Source organism: Cryobacterium sp. HLT2-28 (assembly GCF_004402495.1).
In the GTDB taxonomy this organism is placed as follows: Bacteria; Actinomycetota; Actinomycetes; order Actinomycetales; family Microbacteriaceae; genus Cryobacterium; species Cryobacterium mannosilyticum.
This window is the reverse complement of record NZ_SOFH01000002.1, coordinates 80,706-97,104: the sequence shown is the minus strand read 5'-3', so window position 1 is coordinate 97,104 and position 16,399 is coordinate 80,706. Positions and strand designations below refer to the sequence as shown.

17 protein-coding genes are annotated in these 16,399 nt (G+C 70.6%); 5 read left to right on the top strand and 12 right to left on the bottom strand.

What is annotated here, in order from left to right; translation table 11 throughout:
* Window positions 1–76: 76 nt before the first annotated feature.
* From E3O48_RS00685 to E3O48_RS00665, 5 genes are all read right to left on the bottom strand, one after another.
* The gene (locus tag E3O48_RS00685) at window positions 77–1,363 is read right to left on the bottom strand and encodes an adenylosuccinate synthase (protein WP_134536934.1); all 1,287 of its coding nucleotides are present in this window, start codon (window positions 1,361–1,363) and stop codon (window positions 77–79) included.
* 1 nt (window position 1,364) lies between these two features.
* Window positions 1,365–1,859, bottom strand: a complete 495-nt coding sequence (locus tag E3O48_RS00680) for a DUF3151 domain-containing protein (RefSeq protein WP_134536933.1) — start codon at window positions 1,857–1,859, stop codon at window positions 1,365–1,367.
* A gap of 122 nt (window positions 1,860–1,981) precedes the next feature.
* A complete protein-coding gene (locus tag E3O48_RS00675) occupies window positions 1,982–2,557 on the bottom strand; it encodes a TetR/AcrR family transcriptional regulator (protein WP_134536932.1) in 576 nt (191 codons plus the stop codon).
* A gap of 27 nt (window positions 2,558–2,584) precedes the next feature.
* Complete coding sequence (locus E3O48_RS00670; protein ID WP_134536931.1) at window positions 2,585–4,672, bottom strand: YhgE/Pip family protein; 2,088 nt, start codon at window positions 4,670–4,672, stop codon at window positions 2,585–2,587.
* Window positions 4,673–5,350 (bottom strand): ATP-binding cassette domain-containing protein, encoded by a 678-nt coding sequence (locus E3O48_RS00665; RefSeq protein ID WP_134536930.1) that lies wholly within the window; start codon window positions 5,348–5,350, stop codon window positions 4,673–4,675.
* Between the two features lie 190 nt (window positions 5,351–5,540).
* On the opposite strand from E3O48_RS00665, the gene E3O48_RS00660 reads away from it, so the two are divergent.
* Window positions 5,541–5,942: a DUF3052 family protein gene (locus E3O48_RS00660; RefSeq protein ID WP_134536929.1), complete on the top strand. Its 402-nt coding sequence runs from the start codon at window positions 5,541–5,543 to the stop codon at window positions 5,940–5,942.
* Window positions 5,943–5,961: 19 nt separating this feature from the next.
* On the opposite strand, the gene E3O48_RS00655 is transcribed toward E3O48_RS00660, so the two are convergent.
* The 3 genes from E3O48_RS00655 to E3O48_RS00645 form a co-directional block, all read right to left on the bottom strand.
* Entirely contained in the window at window positions 5,962–7,098 is a 1,137-nt protein-coding gene (locus tag E3O48_RS00655) for a Vms1/Ankzf1 family peptidyl-tRNA hydrolase (protein WP_134536928.1), read from the bottom strand.
* Between the two features lie 104 nt (window positions 7,099–7,202).
* On the bottom strand, window positions 7,203–7,571 hold the full coding sequence (locus tag E3O48_RS00650) for a DUF4440 domain-containing protein (protein ID WP_134536927.1): 369 nt from the start codon (window positions 7,569–7,571) through the stop codon (window positions 7,203–7,205).
* 120 nt (window positions 7,572–7,691) lie between these two features.
* Window positions 7,692–8,321: an RNA methyltransferase gene (locus tag E3O48_RS00645; RefSeq protein ID WP_134536926.1), complete on the bottom strand. Its 630-nt coding sequence runs from the start codon at window positions 8,319–8,321 to the stop codon at window positions 7,692–7,694.
* A gap of 158 nt (window positions 8,322–8,479) precedes the next feature.
* Between E3O48_RS00645 and E3O48_RS00640 the strand changes: the two genes are divergently transcribed.
* From E3O48_RS00640 to E3O48_RS00630, 3 genes are read left to right on the top strand one after another with little or no spacing between them, the layout of a single operon-like run.
* Entirely contained in the window at window positions 8,480–9,745 is a 1,266-nt protein-coding gene (locus tag E3O48_RS00640; protein ID WP_134536925.1) for an Nramp family divalent metal transporter, read from the top strand.
* A gap of 13 nt (window positions 9,746–9,758) precedes the next feature.
* On the top strand, window positions 9,759–10,418 hold the full coding sequence (locus E3O48_RS00635) for a metal-dependent transcriptional regulator (RefSeq protein WP_241982335.1): 660 nt from the start codon (window positions 9,759–9,761) through the stop codon (window positions 10,416–10,418).
* Window positions 10,419–10,470: 52 nt separating this feature from the next.
* Window positions 10,471–11,271, top strand: a complete 801-nt coding sequence (locus tag E3O48_RS00630) for an HAD-IIA family hydrolase (protein ID WP_134536923.1) — start codon at window positions 10,471–10,473, stop codon at window positions 11,269–11,271.
* A 49-nt stretch (window positions 11,272–11,320) separates the two neighbouring features.
* Here the strand turns inward: E3O48_RS00630 and E3O48_RS00625 are convergent, their stop codons facing one another.
* From E3O48_RS00625 to E3O48_RS18140, 3 genes are all read right to left on the bottom strand, one after another.
* Complete coding sequence (locus E3O48_RS00625; RefSeq protein WP_134536922.1) at window positions 11,321–12,982, bottom strand: hypothetical protein; 1,662 nt, start codon at window positions 12,980–12,982, stop codon at window positions 11,321–11,323.
* Window positions 12,982–13,530 carry an orotate phosphoribosyltransferase gene (gene pyrE, locus E3O48_RS00620; protein ID WP_134536921.1) on the bottom strand — a complete coding sequence of 183 codons (549 nt, stop codon included), beginning with the start codon at window positions 13,528–13,530 and terminating at the stop codon, window positions 12,982–12,984. The genes E3O48_RS00625 and pyrE overlap by 1 nt, the downstream gene beginning before the upstream one ends.
* Before the next feature lie 65 nt (window positions 13,531–13,595).
* On the bottom strand, window positions 13,596–13,718 hold the full coding sequence (locus E3O48_RS18140; RefSeq protein WP_255453676.1) for a hypothetical protein: 123 nt from the start codon (window positions 13,716–13,718) through the stop codon (window positions 13,596–13,598).
* Between the two features lie 115 nt (window positions 13,719–13,833).
* Between E3O48_RS18140 and E3O48_RS00615 the strand changes: the two genes are divergently transcribed.
* Entirely contained in the window at window positions 13,834–14,799 is a 966-nt protein-coding gene (locus E3O48_RS00615) for a LysR family transcriptional regulator (RefSeq protein ID WP_338145198.1), read from the top strand.
* Window positions 14,800–14,850: 51 nt separating this feature from the next.
* On the opposite strand, the gene E3O48_RS00610 is transcribed toward E3O48_RS00615, so the two are convergent.
* Window positions 14,851–16,350 carry a CoA-acylating methylmalonate-semialdehyde dehydrogenase gene (locus E3O48_RS00610; RefSeq protein WP_134536920.1) on the bottom strand — a complete coding sequence of 500 codons (1,500 nt, stop codon included), beginning with the start codon at window positions 16,348–16,350 and terminating at the stop codon, window positions 14,851–14,853.
* Window positions 16,351–16,399 lie beyond the last annotated feature (49 nt).

Sequence of the window (16,399 nt, the reverse complement as noted above, 5' to 3'; positions counted from 1 at the left end):
AGTGTGTCAGCAGAATGTGACGGCGCGGTGAACGGATGCCGACGAAACGGTTCGCCGCCGGCATCCGTTTCTCTGATCAGTCGACGAGGTCGTGCCGGGAGATGATCGCTTCGCGGCCGGGGCCGACGCCGATCGCCGAGATGCGGGCGCCGCTCATCTTCTCGATGGCGAGCACGTAGTCCTGGGCCGCGCGGGGCAGGTCCTCGAAGGTGCGCGCACCCGTGATGTCCTCGGTCCAGCCGGGGAAGTCCTCGAAGATGGGCTTGGCGTGGTGGAAGTCGGACTGCGAGACCGGAACCTCGTCGAAGCGCACGCCGTCGACGCTGTAGGCGACGCAGACCGGGATGACGTCGAGGCCGGTGAGCACGTCGAGCTTGGTCAGCACGAAGTCGGTGACACCGTTGATCCGGGCCGTGTACCGGGCGACGGGTGCGTCGTACCAGCCGCAGCGGCGGGGGCGACCGGTGGTCGTGCCGAATTCGAAGCCCTTGGCGCGCAGGAACTCGCCCGACTCGTCGAACAGCTCGGTCGGGAAGGGGCCGGCGCCGACGCGGGTCGTGTACGCCTTGACGACGGCGATGATCCGGTCGATCCGGTTCGGGCCGATGCCCGAGCCGGTCACCGCGCCGCCGGAGGTGGCGTTCGAGGAGGTGACGAAGGGGTAGGTGCCGTGGTCGACGTCCAGCATGGTCGCCTGGCCGCCCTCGAACAGCACGGTCTTGCCGCCTTCGAGCGCCTGGTGCAGGAGGAGGGCGGTGTCGGCGACCATCGGGCGCAGGCGTTCGGCGTAGCTGAGCAGGTCCTCGACGATCTCGTCGACCGAGATCGCGCGGCGGTTGTAGACCTTGACCAGCAGGTGGTTCTTCTGCTCGAGCGCGCCCTCGACCTTCTGGCGCAGGATGTTCTCGTCGAAGAGGTCCTGCACGCGGATGCCGACCCGGTTGATCTTGTCGGCGTAGGTCGGGCCGATGCCGCGGCCGGTGGTGCCGATCTGGCGCTTGCCGAGGAATCGTTCGGTGACCTTGTCGACCGTGCGGTGGTACTGGGTGATGATGTGCGCGTTCGCGCTCACCCGGAGCTTGGAGACGTCGACGCCGCGGGAGATGAGCGCGTCGAGCTCTTCGAACAGGACCTCGATGTCGACGACCACGCCGTTGGCGATGATCGGGGTGACCCCGGCGGTGAGGATGCCGGAGGGCAGCAGGTGCAGCGCGTACTTCTCGGTGCCGATGACGACCGTGTGGCCGGCGTTGTTGCCGCCGTTGAACTTGACGACATAGTCGACCCGGCTGCCGAGAAGGTCAGTCGCCTTGCCCTTGCCCTCGTCGCCCCACTGGGCGCCGATCAAAACAATCGCTGGCATATCAGTTCTCTCCTCGGATGAAGAACGCCTCGGTGGGCGGGGCCGGGTCGTTGGCGCGGTACCCGTCCGGCGTGATGGTTTCCTGCTCGATGCGGCTGATCACGGTGTGGTCGGCGTCGTTCAGGAAGGTGGTGAGGCGGTCGAACTCGTCGATCTCGCCGATCTCGCGGGCGGCCCGCCGCAGCGCGTACAGGGCGCGGAGCACCCCTCGGTTGGGTTCGTGGGTCCACTTGACGGGGCCGTGGCCATGCCAGCCGGCCTTGCGCAGAGCGTCGAGGCCTCGGTGGTAGCCGACCCGCGCGAAGGCGTATTCCTCGATCGTGCGACCCTCGAGGTGGGCGAGATCGGCGAGCACGACCCAGGCCAGGGACGAGGTCGGATGCGCCACCACGACGGAGCCGAGATCGGCGCTGCCGGCTCGTCGCAGAGCCTCGATCACCTCCGGTTCCGCGGGAAGAAGGGTCTCGGGCTGCTCAATCAAGTTTTCGCCGGTCACACTCGATCCTAACGCGACGCGGATGCTGCGCCGTCGGTCGAGCCTGTCGGTCGCCGTCGGACGGGGATCTCGACAAGCTCGATCACCGGGGCGGCTCGATCTCGAACAGGCTCGATCACCGGTCAGTCGCCGAGGAGGCCGCCGGAGAACGAGTCGAGGATCGCGGCCGCGACCTCGTCGCGATGCCGCTCCGGGTCGAAGACGAGCCATTCGAGGCCGGACAGCAGCACCGCCCCGAACACGCTCGACGCCATCAGACCGCAGGTTCCGTCGTCCCGGCTGCCCGGCTTCGCCTCCGCGATCGCCTCGGCGAAGACCGTGAGGGCCTCGTGCCGGAGCGCGAACAGGGTCTTCTGCCAGGTGCGGTCGGTGCGGAAGATCTCCGCCGCCATCAGCTTGGCCAGTGCGGTGTTGGAGGCGATCCGGTCGAGCAGCGCCCTGATCAGCGCCTCGAGCGCTGCCCGGCCGTGCAGGCCGGCCCGCGCCTCCCTGAGGGTGTCGGCGAGTGCGCCGACCCCCTCCTGGAGGAGCTCCTCGAACAAACGGTCCTTGGAAGCGAAGTTGTAGTACAGGCTCCCCTTGGCCACCCCGGCCCGCTCCGCGACCTCGTCCATCGTGGTGCCGGTGATCCCCTTGGTGGCCGCCAGCTCCAGCGTCGCGTCGAGGATGGCGCGTTTCGTTCCGGTGGCGCGTGGCATGGCGTCCTTCCTTCTTGTCGGTTCGGCCTAGATCGTCAGTTCGGGGTGCAAGCGGCCGACCGTCCAGATCCGTTGCCGGGAGGCGCTCCAGGCGCTGAGGGCGATGGATCCCACCAGCATGACCAGCAGCACAGCCACCGAGACCCACAGTCTAGAGTCGATGCCGCCGGTGATGAGCTGCCGAAGGCCGGTGACCACGTACGACGCCGGCATGAACGGATGCAGCGCCTGGAAGAACTCCGGCGTGGTCTCGACCGGGTAGGTTCCGCCCGACGAGCTCAGCTGAAGCATCAGCAGCACCAGGCTGACGACCCGGCCCGCCGCGGTCCCGAGCAGGATGATGAACATCTGCTGCAGGGCGAGGAAGGCGAGCGTGGTCAGGTAGATGAAGGCGCTCATCCCGAGCCAGTACCGCGGCTGGAGCCCGATCCCGTAGACCAGCACGAGCACCATGATCACGACCTGGGCGAGCCCGACGGCCATGGCCGGCAGGAACCCGGTCATCGTGGTGCGGAGGCCGGAGGCCGCGCTGGCCAGCGCCCGGGTGGGCAGGGCGCGCAGGATGAGCCAGGTGATCAGCGCGCCGACGAAGGTGGCCAGGGCCAGGAAGAACGGGGCGAAGCCCTCGCCGAAACTGCTGGAGGCGTTCTCCCAGCGCTGGTCGAGGGTGACCGGGTTGGCGATCACATCCGTCTTCTTGTCGATCTCGGCCTGGCTGAGGTCAGGGGCGGCCCGGCCGCCCTCGGCGAGCTTGTCGGAGAGGGTGCGGGAGCCGGAGGCGAGCTGCACGGTGCCGTCCTGCAGCGCGGTGCCACCGGCGACGAGTTTCGCCGAACCGTCGACGAGGGAGTCCGCGCCGGCCCGCAGGGCGCTCGAACCATCGGCCAGGGCGTGCGAGCCCGTGGCGGCCGTGGCAACGCCCGTGGCCAGGCTCGCGGCACCGGTGGAGAGCTGACCGGCGCCCGTGGCGACCTGGGCGGCGCCCGGCGCCCCGGCGGCGAGCTTGCTGGAGAGTTCGCCGACTCCGGCAGAGAACTGGCCGCTCAGGCCGGCGTAGTCACGGGTCTGGGTGACCGCGCCCTGCGCACCGGCGTCGACGTCGGCCGCGCCGGCCTTGATCTTGTCCAGGGTGGGCCGGAACGCGGCTGCAGGGGCGAGCGGATTGGCATCCATCGCCGCTTCCAGGTCGGTGAGGCCCTGGGCCACGGATGCCGTGCCGCCGGCGAGCCTGCCGGTGCCGTCAGCGATGCTGGTGGCGCCGCCGGCGAGCTGCTGTGACTTGTCGGAGAGGGTTGCGGCCCCCGTGGCGGCCGCCTGCATTCCCGCCGAGACCTGAGCGGTGCCGCCCGCGAGCTTCACGCTCGACCCGGAGAGGGTCGCCGCACCCCGGGAGAGCGTGTCGAGCCCGGAGGAGAGCGCGGTCGCCCCATCAGCGAGGCGCACGGCGCCGCCGTCGAGGCTGGTCGCCCCGTCCGAGAGGGAGCCGAGCCCTTCGCTGAGCGCGCCGGTGCCCTCCTCTGCTGTGGAGAGGCCGTCGGCGAGGGTCTGGGCCCCGGTCGCGGCCGAGCGGATGCCGGTGCCGGCGTCGTTCACGCCCACCAGCAGCGCGTTGACGGTCTGGTCGCCGATCTTCTCGGCCACCGCGTCGCGCAGCTGCACCATCGCCTGCTTGCCCATCGTGGTGGCGAGGAAGCTGTTGCTGTCGTTGTAGTCGACCTGGACCACCGCGGAGGTCGGATTGTCCGTGCCGGCGGAGACCGCGCTGGCGGAGAAGTTGCGCGGGATGGTCACGGCGAAGTAGTAGTCGCCGTCCTTCACGCCGGCGGTCGCATCCTTCGCGCTGGTCACCGTCCAGCCGAGGTCGTGCCCGTCGACGAGTTGGTCGACGAGGTCCTTGCCCGCGGTGATCGGCTTGCCGTCGCGGCTGGCGCCGGCATCCGCGTTCACGAGGGCGACGGGCAGATTGTCCATGGCGTCATTGGGCGCCCAGAAGGCCCAGAGATAGAGCGCCCCGTAGATGAGGGGGATGAACATGAGCACGACGAGGGCGATCTTGGGCATCTTGCCCTTGCCGAAGCGGTGCAGCTCGGTGCCGGAGGAGAGGAAGGCGAACATTCAGCGGTTTTCCTTGTTCATGAGAATGACGGTCGGTTCGATGCCGAGTTCGGACCACAGTTCGGTGTCCGGCGCGGTGGCGGAGGCGATCACGCAGGTGCCGCCCTCGACGAGGGCGGCGAGGCGCTGCCAGAGGATGCGGCGGGATTCGGCAGAGTGCACCTGCTCGACCTGGTCGAAGAAGAGGATGCTCGGCTCGTTCATCAGGGCGAGGGCGGCCCGGAGGAGCACGGTCTGCACCTCGTCGAGGTCCCAGATGACGGCGTCCGCGGCGGGCATCGGCACGTCTCCGAAGACGGCGGCGCAGACCCGCCGCACCTCGGTGTCGTCGACCGCGCGGATGAACGCCCACCAGGGCGACACCCAGGCCTCGCGTTCGCGGATCGCCGCGCCGACCGTGACCGAGTCTTCGAGGTTGTCGATGTCGTGGAAGCCGGAGATGCCGGTGCGTTTCTGCACCCGGCGGGCGCGGCGCGGCAGCTCCTGGCCGAGCACGGTCAGGCTTCCGCTGGTCGGCTTCATCCGGCCGGCCAGGGTGAGCATGAGGCTGGTGCGCCCGCTGCCGGACGGCCCGCAGAGCACGGTGAGGCCGTCGCCGACCTCGAAGCTCAGCGGGCCGTAGACCGCTCCGCGTTTGAATTCCAGGGCCAGGTCGTCCGCCCACACAGTCGACTGCACGTCGAACCTCTTTCCTTTTTATACTGACCAGTCAGTATAGGTCGGATTCCGGTCGGTGCGCAAACCGCCAGTCCGCTGGGAACCCTTGTACTTGTACTGACGAGTCAGTGGATTACTGGACGACCCCGGCGCCGGCGCCATCCCCGCCCGCGAGAGTGCGGTCATCGGGTGAGCCGGGTATCCTGTGCGGATGGGCGGCTATTCGGGTACTCCGCTGTGGAGGAAGCTCGGGCTCCGGGCGGGTGACGCGGTGCAACTGCTGCACGCGCCGGCCGGGTGGATGGTTCCGGACGCGCCAGTGCGCATCGACTGGCTGACCGGTGAGACGGATGCCCCTGCCGCGGTGATCCTGGCGTTCCACACCGACCCGGCGGCCTTCATCGCCGAGCTGCCGGCGCTGGCGGAGCGGATCCGGCCGGCCGGCATGGTGTGGATCGCCTGGCCGCGGAAGGCGGCCGGTCACCGGAGCGAGATGACCGAGAACCTCATTCGGGACAGCGCACTGACCATCGGGCTCGTCGACGTCAAGGTCGCGGCGCTGGACGAGGACTGGTCGGGCCTGAAACTTGTCTGGCGCCGCGAACACCGGTGAGGGTGAGGGGCGTCCCCTCTCACTCCGTCTCGGGTGCGGCCGGAAGGGTCGACCAGCGCAGCAGTGCCGCGGCGGTGGAGTCGCCCCGAAGCTCGCCGTGCGACACGACCACCACCCGGGCGTCGGTGAGGGTGGCGGCCCTGGCCAGGGCGTCCGCGGCGGCGACCTCGCCGAGCTCGCCGGCGCCGAGGGCATCCGCCGACGAGGCGGCGACCCACGGTTCCCGGTCGAGCGCGATCAGGGTGGTCCCGGACAGGCCGGCCGGGTCGAGGATGAGCACCTCGACCTGGCCCTGCTGGAGCGACCGCACCACCGCGGCGAAGTCGATCTCGGCCAGCCCCTCGCCCCGCCCGGACTCCAGGCGTTCGAGGGCGTCGTATTCGTCCTGGGCGAGAATCGACGCGAGGTGCCGGTCGAGGTCTTCTTCCAGTTCACGGGTCGTCGCGCCGCCCGGCCGGGTGTTCGTCGGCACCACGGCGAGGATGTCCCTTGTCGCGGGGGCAAGCTGGGCGACGAGGAGCTGGCGGGCGCGCACGTCCCCGGTCACGACCAGGAGTTCCGCGCCGCTGTCGCGCACGATTTCGTCGATGGCGTCCGCCACCTGGCCCTCGTTGCGCTTCCAGATCTCCTCGGTGTCGCGCTGGTAGCGCGAGTTGGACAGGAAGCCGACCTGCACCTTGGTGATGTACTCGGTGTCGCCCTGCACGTCTTCCTCGGCCACCGGGTCGGCCTGGCTCAGCCGGAACAGCCGGATCTCGCCGCCGTCGCGACCGACCTCGGCGACTACGTAGCTCAGGTCCCGGGGGCGCTGGGTGAACAGCGGGATCAGGCTGGGAACGGGGCCGTAGGATGCCATCAACTCGCCCAGGGGCTCCCCCGGCAGCACCTCGTTGAACTCGACCTTGCCGTCGCGCACGATCATCAGCCGGCTGACCTTGCCGGGAACGCCCGGCGGTTCCTCGACCAGTTCGACGATCGTGTCCGCGTCACCGGACGGCGCTCCCGCGGCGGCCAACGACTCGCGCAGGGTGCGGTGCCGGATGGTGGACGTGCGACGCGGATCCTCGCCGGTCTGGGTGACATCCACGTAGACCGTCGAGACCGAACCGGGCCGGCGATACAGCTCCGCCAGCCCCTCATTTCCGAAGTCAGCCATGGTCGGAGTCCCTTCTCACGATGTGTACCTATTCGCCACGCTAGCCTGCGGCCGGAGGGTCCACAACCCTGCCGGAAGGCCTTGTTCGGGCCCCGGCGGAGGGCTCAGATCGCGGTCTGCTGGTGGGCGGCGACGCACCAGCCGCCGTCGGCGAAGACGTAGGTCGTGGCCGCGTTCACCTCGGTCGTGGTCTCTCCGCGGTGGGCGACGAGGCGATAGACGAGGATGCCGGCGTGGTCGTTGATCCGGATCACGGCGGGCTCGCGCAGCTGGTAGCTGTCGACCGGGGCGGCGGCCGCGAACGCCGCCATCACCTGGTCCCGGGTGATGACCCGCCCGGGCAGGATCAGGAGCGCATCCCTGGTCATCGTGCGGCGGTAATACTCTCCGCCTCGGCCGGCGAGGATCGCCTGCCAGCCCTCCTGCTCCTCGTGGAGCAGTCGGGCGGGCAGATCGTCAGTGATCTCAGTCATGACCCCACGCTAGCCCCTATCCGCGGCGGATGCCTCGCCTCTTTCGGGCGACCAGGAGCAGCATCGCGCCGAGGAGCAGCACGAGGATCGCGCCGAGGGTCAGGCCGACGGCGACGCGGCTCAGAACAGGTGCTGGAGCACCCAGTCGTGCATGGTCACGGCGGCCGCCGCCGACGCGTTGATCGACCGGGTCGAGCCGAACTGGCTGATCTCCACGACGGCGTCGGCGGCGGCGATCGCCTCCTCGGAGAGACCTGGGCCCTCCTGCCCGAAGAGCAGCACGCAGCGCTCCGGGAAGCGGAAGGTTTCAATGATGACGCTGCCCGGCACGTTGTCGATGGCGATGATCGGCAGTTCCTCGCCGGCGGCCCAGGCGACGAAGGCCGCGACGTCCGGGTGGTGCAGCACGTGCTGGTAGCGGTCGGTGACCATCGCGCCGCGCTTGTTCCAGCGCTTGCGGCCGATGATGTGCACGGTGTCGGCGGCGAACGCGTTGGCGCTGCGCACGATCGAACCGATGTTCATGTCGTGCTGCCAGTTCTCGATGGCGACGTGGAACGGATGCCGCTTCTCGTCCAGGTCGGCCACGATCGCCGCCATCGACCAGTACCGGTACCGGTCGATCACGTTGCGGGTGTCGCCGTGCTCGAGCAGCTCCGGGTCGTAGAACGACTCCTCGGGGAGATCGCCCTGCCAGGGGCCGACGCCATGGGTCGAGAGCTCGGGCGTCGGGTTGAGCGATTCAGTCACCCTGTAACCGTATCCCGGCCCGGCCGGCCCCCTGCCCGACTCCCCTCTTCGTCGAGATCTGCCGTTTCGGTCGAGACCGACCGGCGCGCGGGTCGGTTTCGACCGAAAGAGGCGATCTCGGGAGCGGCGGAGGGCCGCCGCGAGGCTATGATTTCGGTATGCCTAAATCTGGGACGACGCAGGCGCCGGTCGGCGCGCAACCCGCCACCATCGCATCCACTCGCCTGCTCTGGCTGCTCGGACCGGCCCTCGTGGCGGGCGTGGCCTACCTCGACCCCGGCAATGTCGCGAGCAACATGACGGCCGGGGCGCGCTTCGGCTACCTGCTGGTCTGGGTGGTCATCGCCGGCAACCTGATGGCCTGGCTGATCCAGTACCTCTCGGCGAAACTCGGGATCGTCACCGGCTCGAGCCTGCCGGAGATCCTCGGGGCGCGGCTGCGGAGGCCGCTCGGGCGGAGGCTGTACTGGATGCAGGCCGAACTGGTGGCGATGGCCACCGACCTGGCCGAGATCATCGGCGGCGCGGTCGCCCTCTACCTCCTGTTCGGCCTCCCCCTGCTGGCCGGCGGGATCATCACGGGCGTCATCTCGATGCTCGTGCTCACGGTGCAGACCCGCCGCGGTCCGCGCAGCTTCGAAAAGGTCGTGCTGGCGCTGCTCCTGATCATCGCCGTCGGCTTCACCGCCGGCGTCTTCTTCGCCCCGCCGGATGCCGCCGGGGTCGCGGGCGGGCTGGTGCCCCGCTTCGAGGGTGCCAACTCCGTGCTCCTCGCCGCGTCGATCCTGGGCGCCACGATCATGCCGCACGCCATCTACGCCCACTCGGCCCTGGCCAGGGACCGGTTCCCCGACATCGTCGGGTCGACGGCGACTCGCCGGCTGCTCTGGGCGACCAGGTGGGATGTCTCGATCGCCATGGCGATCGCCGGCACCGTGAACCTGGCCCTGCTCCTGCTCGCCGCGTCCGCCCTGCAGGGCGCGCCCGGAACGGACAGCCTGCCCGGAGCCTACGCCGCCCTGCAGGCCAACCTCGGCCCTCTCGTCGCGACCTTGTTCGCGGTGGGGCTGCTCGCATCCGGGCTCGCGTCGACGTCGGTCGGCGCGTATGCCGGCGCGGAGATCATGCACGGCCTGCTCCACATCCGCGTTCCCCTGCTGCTGCGCCGCCTGGTCACGCTCATCCCCGCCCTGCTCATCCTCGGGCTGGGCTTCGACCCCACCCTCGCCCTCGTGCTCAGCCAGGTGGTGCTCTCCTTCGGCATCCCGTTCGCTCTGATCCCCCTGATCTGGCTGACCTCCCGCCGGGACGTGCTCGGCGATTACACGAACCGGTGGTTCACCACCGCCGCCGGCATCGTCGCCGCCGTGCTGCTCGTCGCCCTGAATGTGGTGCTGCTCGTGCTGATCTTCACCGGCGCCTGAGGCCGGGATCCGGATGACCAGGCGGCCCACGGCAGTGTCCACCCCCGCTGTGGAGGACTACCTCAAGACCATCTACGCGCACACCGAATGGCAGCCGGAGCCGATCACCCCCTCGGTGCTCGCCTCGCGCCTCGGGGTGGCGCCGTCATCCGTCACTGAGATGGTGAAGAAGCTCGCCGCGGCCGGGCTGATCACGCATGTGCCGTACGGGCCGCTCCGGCTCACCCGGGCGGGTTTCCTCGGCGCGAGCGCGGTGGTGCGCCGGCACCGCCTGGTCGAAACCTGGCTCGTGCGCGAGATGGGCTATGCCTGGGACCAGGTGCACGACGAGGCGGAGGTGCTCGAGCACGCGCTCTCCGACCGGCTGCTCGAAGCGATCGACGAGCGGCTCGGCCGACCGGGCGCCGACCCGCACGGCGACCTGATCCCCGCCGCCGACGGCAGCCTGGTGCGCGGGCCCGCGATCCTGCTGGCGGATGCCGCGCCGGGCCACGCGGGGACGGTGCTGCGGATCAGCGACCGCGACCCGGGAATCCTGCGCGATCTCGCCGCCGAGTCGATCGGGCCGGGCAGCGCCCTGACCGTGCTCGAGGCGGGCGCGGTGCGCCTGCCGGGCGGGCGCATCCGGCCGTTGCACCCCGATGCCGCCGCGTCGATCTGGCTGACGGTGTAACCGCCCGGAAACCCGCCCCGGCTAGGCTTGGGTCGACCCTGAGGAGCGCCCAATGACACGCCGCGACGAGATCGAATGCTGGCTCACCGACATGGACGGTGTGCTCGTGCACGAGAACAGCCCGCTGCCCGGTGCGGCCGAACTGATCCAGAACTGGACCGACGCCGGAACGCCGTTCCTCGTGCTCACCAACAACTCCATCTTCACCCCGCGAGACCTGAGCGCCCGCCTCCGCGCGTCCGGCCTGATCGTGCCGGAGGAGCGGATCTGGACCTCCGCCCTCGCCACCGCCGACTTCCTCAAGTCGCAGGCGCCGGGTGGCACCGCCTTCGTGATCGGCGAGGTGGGCCTGACGACCGCGCTGCACGAGGCCGGCTTCATCATGACCGAGACGAACCCCGACTATGTCGTCGTCGGGGAGACCCGCAACTACTCGTTCGAGGCGATCACCAAGGCGATCCGCCTGCTGCTGGCCGGTGCCCGCTTCATCGCGACCAACCCGGATGCGACCGGCCCCAGCGCCGATGGCCCGATGCCGGCGACGGGCGCGATCGCCGCCCTCATCTCGAAGGCGACCGGGATGGAGCCGTATGTCGTCGGCAAGCCCAACCCGATGATGTTCCGCTCGGCGATGAACAAGATCGGCGCGCATTCGGAGAACACGGCCATGATCGGCGACCGGATGGACACCGACATCGTCGCCGGGATCGAGGCCGGGCTGCACACGATCCTGGTGATGACCGGCATCAGCGACGAGGCCGAGGTGCGCCGCTACCCGTTCCGCCCCGACGAGATCATCTCGGGCGTGCACGAGCTCGTCGCCCGCGAACCGTTGCTGTCGGACGAGGTCTAGCGCTGACGGGCCTCGACAGCTGACGCGCCTCGACAGCCGGCGGTCCTCGTCAGCCGGCGGGGGCCGGTCCGGGGCCGGCGACGCTCGTGGAGAGCGCCTCGCCGCCTGACCGGTTGACGAAGCAGTAGTAGTAGTGCGGGCCCTTCGCCCACTGTTCCGCGGTGATCGGGTAGCTGCCCTGCACCTGCACGTCGGCGAACTCGGCGGCTGCGGCCAGGTCGATCACGCCGGTCGCGCTGCAGAGCAGGTTGATCTGCGAGGCCAGGGCTTCCTCACCGGGGAACGCGGCGGCGGCATCCCCGGGGAAGGTTCCCCGGTAGACCAGCTGGGCGGCGTGCGGGGCGGCGCAGTCGGCGACGGTGAAGTCCTCCTCCCACGGCGACACGTACGGCTGCAGGCATTCGCCGCCGAAGAGGGTGTTCCACTTGTGCACGCCGACCGGCTGGGGGCCGGTGGGCTCCGGGGCGGCCGTGGGGGTCGGCGTGGGGGTCGGGGTCGCGGCCGCGCTGGACGTGGCCACGGCGGCCGGGGCGATGCCGCCGACGAGTTGGCGGCCGAGGAAGAAGAGGCCGACCAGCACGATCACGGCGAGTAGTGCGCCGGCGATCCAGACCAGGCGGGGAGGCAGCCCGCCGAACACGCCCGTGCGCGATGGCGACCGGCCGCCGGGTCCGCGGCGGCGACCGGGGGCGTCCGGGCCGGCCGGGCCGGCGGATGCCGCGGGTCCGGCCGGAATGGCCACGGTGGGTGCCACGCTCGGGGCCGGCGTCGGCGGCTGGTCCGTCCCGGCCGCCTCTGCCAGCCTACGGGCCTGGCGGGTCTCGGGCAGGATCGCTTCGGGCTCGGCGACTGCGCGAGTCGTCAGGTCGGGCGGGGTCCCGTGCGGCTCGGCCGCGTCGGGCGGGGTCGCATCGGGCTGGGCCGCCATGGCAATGGTCGGCGCGGGCTCGATGAGCGGCGCGGGAATCGCCGGGGTCTCGGGGGCCGGGGTCTCGGCCTCCAGCGGAGCGGGGGCGGCGGCGCGCGCCCGGAACCGCCGAAGCGCGGGGGTGGGGGCAGTCGCGGGGATCGGCAGCGGGGACGGGGTCGCGGCAACCGGCGCGGCGTGGGCGCCCGCGCGGAGCGCGTCGGCCGTCTCCTCGGCAGTGGGCACGAGTGGGGATTGGGCCGGGGTCGTCCACCACGGCGCAGGCTCGAGGTCGGCCTCCGAGCGGGCGGGCACGGCGGGGGCAGGCGCGGCCGGTGCGGCGGCAGGCGAAGCGGGCGCGGGCACCTCGGGACGGACGTTCGCTTCGGGCACGAGTGGGGCGTGCCCGGGGGTCCGGGCAGGGGTGGGGGCCGCGGGAGTGAGGTCCGCCGGCTGGGCGGGGGTGAGCGGCTCGACCCGATGGCCGGCGGCAGGCTCCGCGTCGCGGGCGGGACGCGGCGCCGCGTCGGCCGGGACGGGCGCGGGGGTGGCCGGCGTGGCGGCGGGAGTTGCGGCATCCGTCGACGCCAGGTGGGGGTCGGTCTCGGTGGTGGGTTTCAGACCCCAGAGGAAGCCGGCCGGCTTCGGGGCAGGGTCGGCGGGCGCCGCGGGGGTGTCCTTCGAACGAAGGGGCGCACCCTTGCGGGGAACGAACTCGTCGGGGTTGGCCGGCTTGGCTCCGCCGCCGAGTTGGGCGGCGAGCCAGTCGACTCCGTCTTCGCCCTGCCCGTCTTTGTCGGGCATCAGCGGAGCCCCAGGTCCTCAAGGCCGATGGCGGCGTAATACGGGTAGCCGGCGGCCTCGATCACTTCGCGCGCGCCGGTGTCCCGGTCGACGACCACGGCGACGCCGGCGATGATGGCGCCGACCTTCTTCAGCGCCTCGATCGCGGCCAGCGGGGAGCCGCCGGTCGTGGAGGTGTCTTCGAGCACGATCACGCGCTTGCCGGCCAGGTCGGGGCCCTCCACCTGGCGGCCGCGGCCGTGGTCCTTGGGTTCCTTGCGCACGACGAAGGCGTCGTAGGCCAGGCCGCGGGCGACCCCCTGGTGCAGGATCGCGGCGGCGACGGGGTCGGCGCCCATGGTCATCCCGCCGACGGCGGCCACGTTCGGGATCTCAGCGATGAGATCGAGCATGACCTGGCCGATCAGCGGGGAGACCCGGTGGTCGAGGCTCACCTTGCGGAGGTCGACGTAGTACGTGGCCTTCTTGCCGCTGGTGAGGGTGAAATCACCGTGGAAGACGGCCTCGGCCGAGATGTGGTCGATGAGCTGCTGGCGAGTGTCTTTCACAGTCCAACTTTAGGCCATCGGCCGGTCGGCGGCCCCGCGGGGTTCCCGGCGGGGGTTCCGACGGTTCAGAAGCTGCGAACGAGCTTGCGCTCGGGAAGACGACGGTAGCCGTCCTTCTGCACGTCGACGACGACGGCCGCAGCGGAGGAGAGAACAATGAGAACGAGAACGGCGAGGAGAACGAACACGGTCGTACCTTTCGAGAATGGAGGTTGATGTCGGGGAGACGGAGGCACCATTGCACGAGTTCGACGCGTTAATTCGACCACTATTGACAGTGCAGCACAATCGCATTGTTCTGCAATGAGTGTGAAGCTTGACTACATGGATGTACAGAGGCTCGAATTGCTCAGGGAACTGGCCGAACGCCGCAGCATCACCGCTGTCGCACGGGCCACCCACCGCACGCCGTCGGCGGTGTCGCAGCAGCTCAAGGTGCTCGAACGGGAGGCCGGTTTGCCGCTCACCGAGCGCAGCGGCCGTGGCCTGATCCTGACGGATGCCGGGCGCGCGCTGGCCCGCAGCGCGACCGATGTCGCGGTCGCCCTCGCCCGGGCGAACGCGGTGTGGGACGAGTTCCGCAACCACGCCACCGGCGAGGTGAGCCTGGTGACGTTTCCGACCGCGGGCGAGATGTTGTTGCCGGGCGCGCTGCGGCAGATCGCGTCGGTGCCGGGCCTGGTCGTGAACTGCACCGACAAGGACCCGGAGCTGAGCGACTTCCCCGCGCTGACCGCCGACTTCGACATCGTGCTCGCCTACAGCCTGCGCGGGCAGCTGCCCTGGGGCGGGCGGGGACTGACCGTGGTTCCGCTGATGACCGAGCCGCTCGACGTGGGGCTGCCGGCCGACCACCGCCTGGCCGCCCGGGCCTGGATCGGGCCGGCCGACGTCGTCGGCGAGACCTGGATCGGCGCGCCGGACGGCTACCCGTTCGAACGCATCCTGCACCAGATCGAACAGCAGGGCGGCGGGCAGGCGCTGGTGGCACAGCGCTTCGCGGACATGCGGCTGATCGAGGCGTTCGTGATGGCGGGCCTGGGCATCGCGCTCGTGCCGCGCTACACCTGGGGTGGCGACCAGCCGGGCAAGCTCGTGCTCAAGCCGCTGCGCGGGGTCGACGCCGAGCGGCAGATCGTGGCGCTGATGCGCCCCGACCGGGCCGAGCGCCTCGCCGTGCGCACGGTCGTCGACGTGCTGCGGGCCGAGGCCGAGCGGGTGCAGGCCGAGCACACCTCGGCGACCCCGCCGCCCTCCCCAACCCCATAGCCGCCCACCCCCACCCGCGCGAGTGCGGGATGGAGGCGGGCGGTGGGCGGGCTAGGCGTTCTGGGGGAAGCCGAGGTTGATGCCGCCGTGGCTGGGGTCGAGCCAACGGCTGGTGATGGCCTTCTCCCGGGTGTAGAACGCGATCCCGGCCGGGCCGTAGGCCTTCGCGTCGCCGAAGAGGGAGTCCTTCCAGCCGCCGAACGAGTGGTACGCCACCGGCACCGGGATCGGCACGTTGATGCCGACCATGCCGACCTGCACCTCGTTCTGGAAGCGCCGGGCGGCGCCGCCGTCGTTGGTGAAGATCGCGGTGCCGTTGCCGTAGCGGCTCCGGTTGATCAGGGTGAGCCCCTCGGTGTAGCTGCCCACCCGCACGATCGAGAGCACCGGGCCGAAGATCTCGTCGAGGTAGACATCCGAGTCGGTGCCGACCCGGTCGAACAGGGTAGGGCCGAGCCAGAATCCGGATGCGTCACCGTCCACCTCGATGCCGCGCCCGTCCACGACGACCTCGGCACCGTCGGTGCGGGCCACGTCGATGTAGGAGGCGACCTTGTCTCGGTGGGCCTTGGTGATCAGCGGCCCCATATCGCAGCCGCGCATGCCGTCGCCGACCCTGAGCCCCTTCAGCCGCTCGGTGATCTTCGCGACCAGCTCGTCGGCGACCGGTTCTACGGCCACCACGACGCTGATCGCCATGCACCGCTCACCGGCCGAGCCGAAACCGGCGTTGACCGCGGCATCCGCGGCCAGGTCGAGGTCGGCGTCCGGCAGCACGAGCATGTGGTTCTTGGCGCCGCCGAGGGCCTGCACGCGCTTGCCGTGGTGCGCCGCGGTCTCGTAGATGTACTTGGCGATCGGGGTGGAGCCGACGAAGGAGATCGCCTGCACGTCGGGGTGCACGAGCAGGGCGTCGACCGCCTCCTTGTCGCCGTGCACGACGTTGAGCACGCCGGCGGGCAGGCCGGCCTCGGTCATCAGGGCGGCCATCCAGTTCGACGCCGACGGGTCCTTCTCGCTCGGCTTGAGCACCACGGTGTTGCCGGCGGCGATCGCGATCGGGAAGAACCACAGCGGTACCATTGCCGGGAAGTTGAACGGGCTGATGATGCCCACGACACCGAGCGGCTGGCGCAGCGTGTACACGTCGACACCGGTCGACACGTTCTCCGAGTACTCGCCCTTGGTCAGGTGCGGCATGCCGAGGGCGAATTCGACGACCTCGAGCCCGCGCGCGATCTCGCCGAGGGCATCCGCGGTCACCTTGCCGTGTTCGGCGGTCAGGATGTCGGCCAGCTCGCCCTTGCGCGCGTTGAGCAGCTCGCGGAAGGTGAACATGACGCCCTGGCGCCGGGCCTGGGAGGTGTCCCGCCACCCCGGGTAGGCGGCCTGGGCGGAGGCGACGGCGGTGTCGACGTCGACGGCGCCGGCCAGGCGCACGTGCTTGGCGACGGCGCCGAGGGCCGGGTTGAAGACCGGCGCGCTGCGGGTCGAGGTCCCGTCGAACGGCGCCCCGTCGATCCAGTGGGTGATTACGGGCAGATCGGTCATTGTCCTTCGTTTCTCTTCGTCGAGTGGGTGTGGGTGAGCCGGCGGCGGG

Coding starts and splice junctions, on each gene's coding strand:
- E3O48_RS00635 (WP_241982335.1), top strand. CDS start 9,759: ATGACCAGGCGGCCCACGGCAGTGTCCACCCCCGCTGTGGAGGACTAC.
- E3O48_RS00650 (WP_134536927.1), bottom strand. CDS start 7,571: ATGACTGAGATCACTGACGATCTGCCCGCCCGACTGCTCCACGAGGAG.
- E3O48_RS00670 (WP_134536931.1), bottom strand. CDS start 4,672: ATGTTCGCCTTCCTCTCCTCCGGCACCGAGCTGCACCGCTTCGGCAAG.
- E3O48_RS00630 (WP_134536923.1), top strand. CDS start 10,471: ATGACACGCCGCGACGAGATCGAATGCTGGCTCACCGACATGGACGGT.
- E3O48_RS00685 (WP_134536934.1), bottom strand. CDS start 1,363: ATGCCAGCGATTGTTTTGATCGGCGCCCAGTGGGGCGACGAGGGCAAG.
- E3O48_RS00640 (WP_134536925.1), top strand. CDS start 8,480: ATGCCTAAATCTGGGACGACGCAGGCGCCGGTCGGCGCGCAACCCGCC.
- E3O48_RS00625 (WP_134536922.1), bottom strand. CDS start 12,982: ATGCCCGACAAAGACGGGCAGGGCGAAGACGGAGTCGACTGGCTCGCC.
- E3O48_RS00615 (WP_338145198.1), top strand. CDS start 13,834: ATGAGTGTGAAGCTTGACTACATGGATGTACAGAGGCTCGAATTGCTC.
- E3O48_RS00655 (WP_134536928.1), bottom strand. CDS start 7,098: ATGGCTGACTTCGGAAATGAGGGGCTGGCGGAGCTGTATCGCCGGCCC.
- E3O48_RS00610 (WP_134536920.1), bottom strand. CDS start 16,350: ATGACCGATCTGCCCGTAATCACCCACTGGATCGACGGGGCGCCGTTC.
- E3O48_RS00660 (WP_134536929.1), top strand. CDS start 5,541: ATGGGCGGCTATTCGGGTACTCCGCTGTGGAGGAAGCTCGGGCTCCGG.
- E3O48_RS00675 (WP_134536932.1), bottom strand. CDS start 2,557: ATGCCACGCGCCACCGGAACGAAACGCGCCATCCTCGACGCGACGCTG.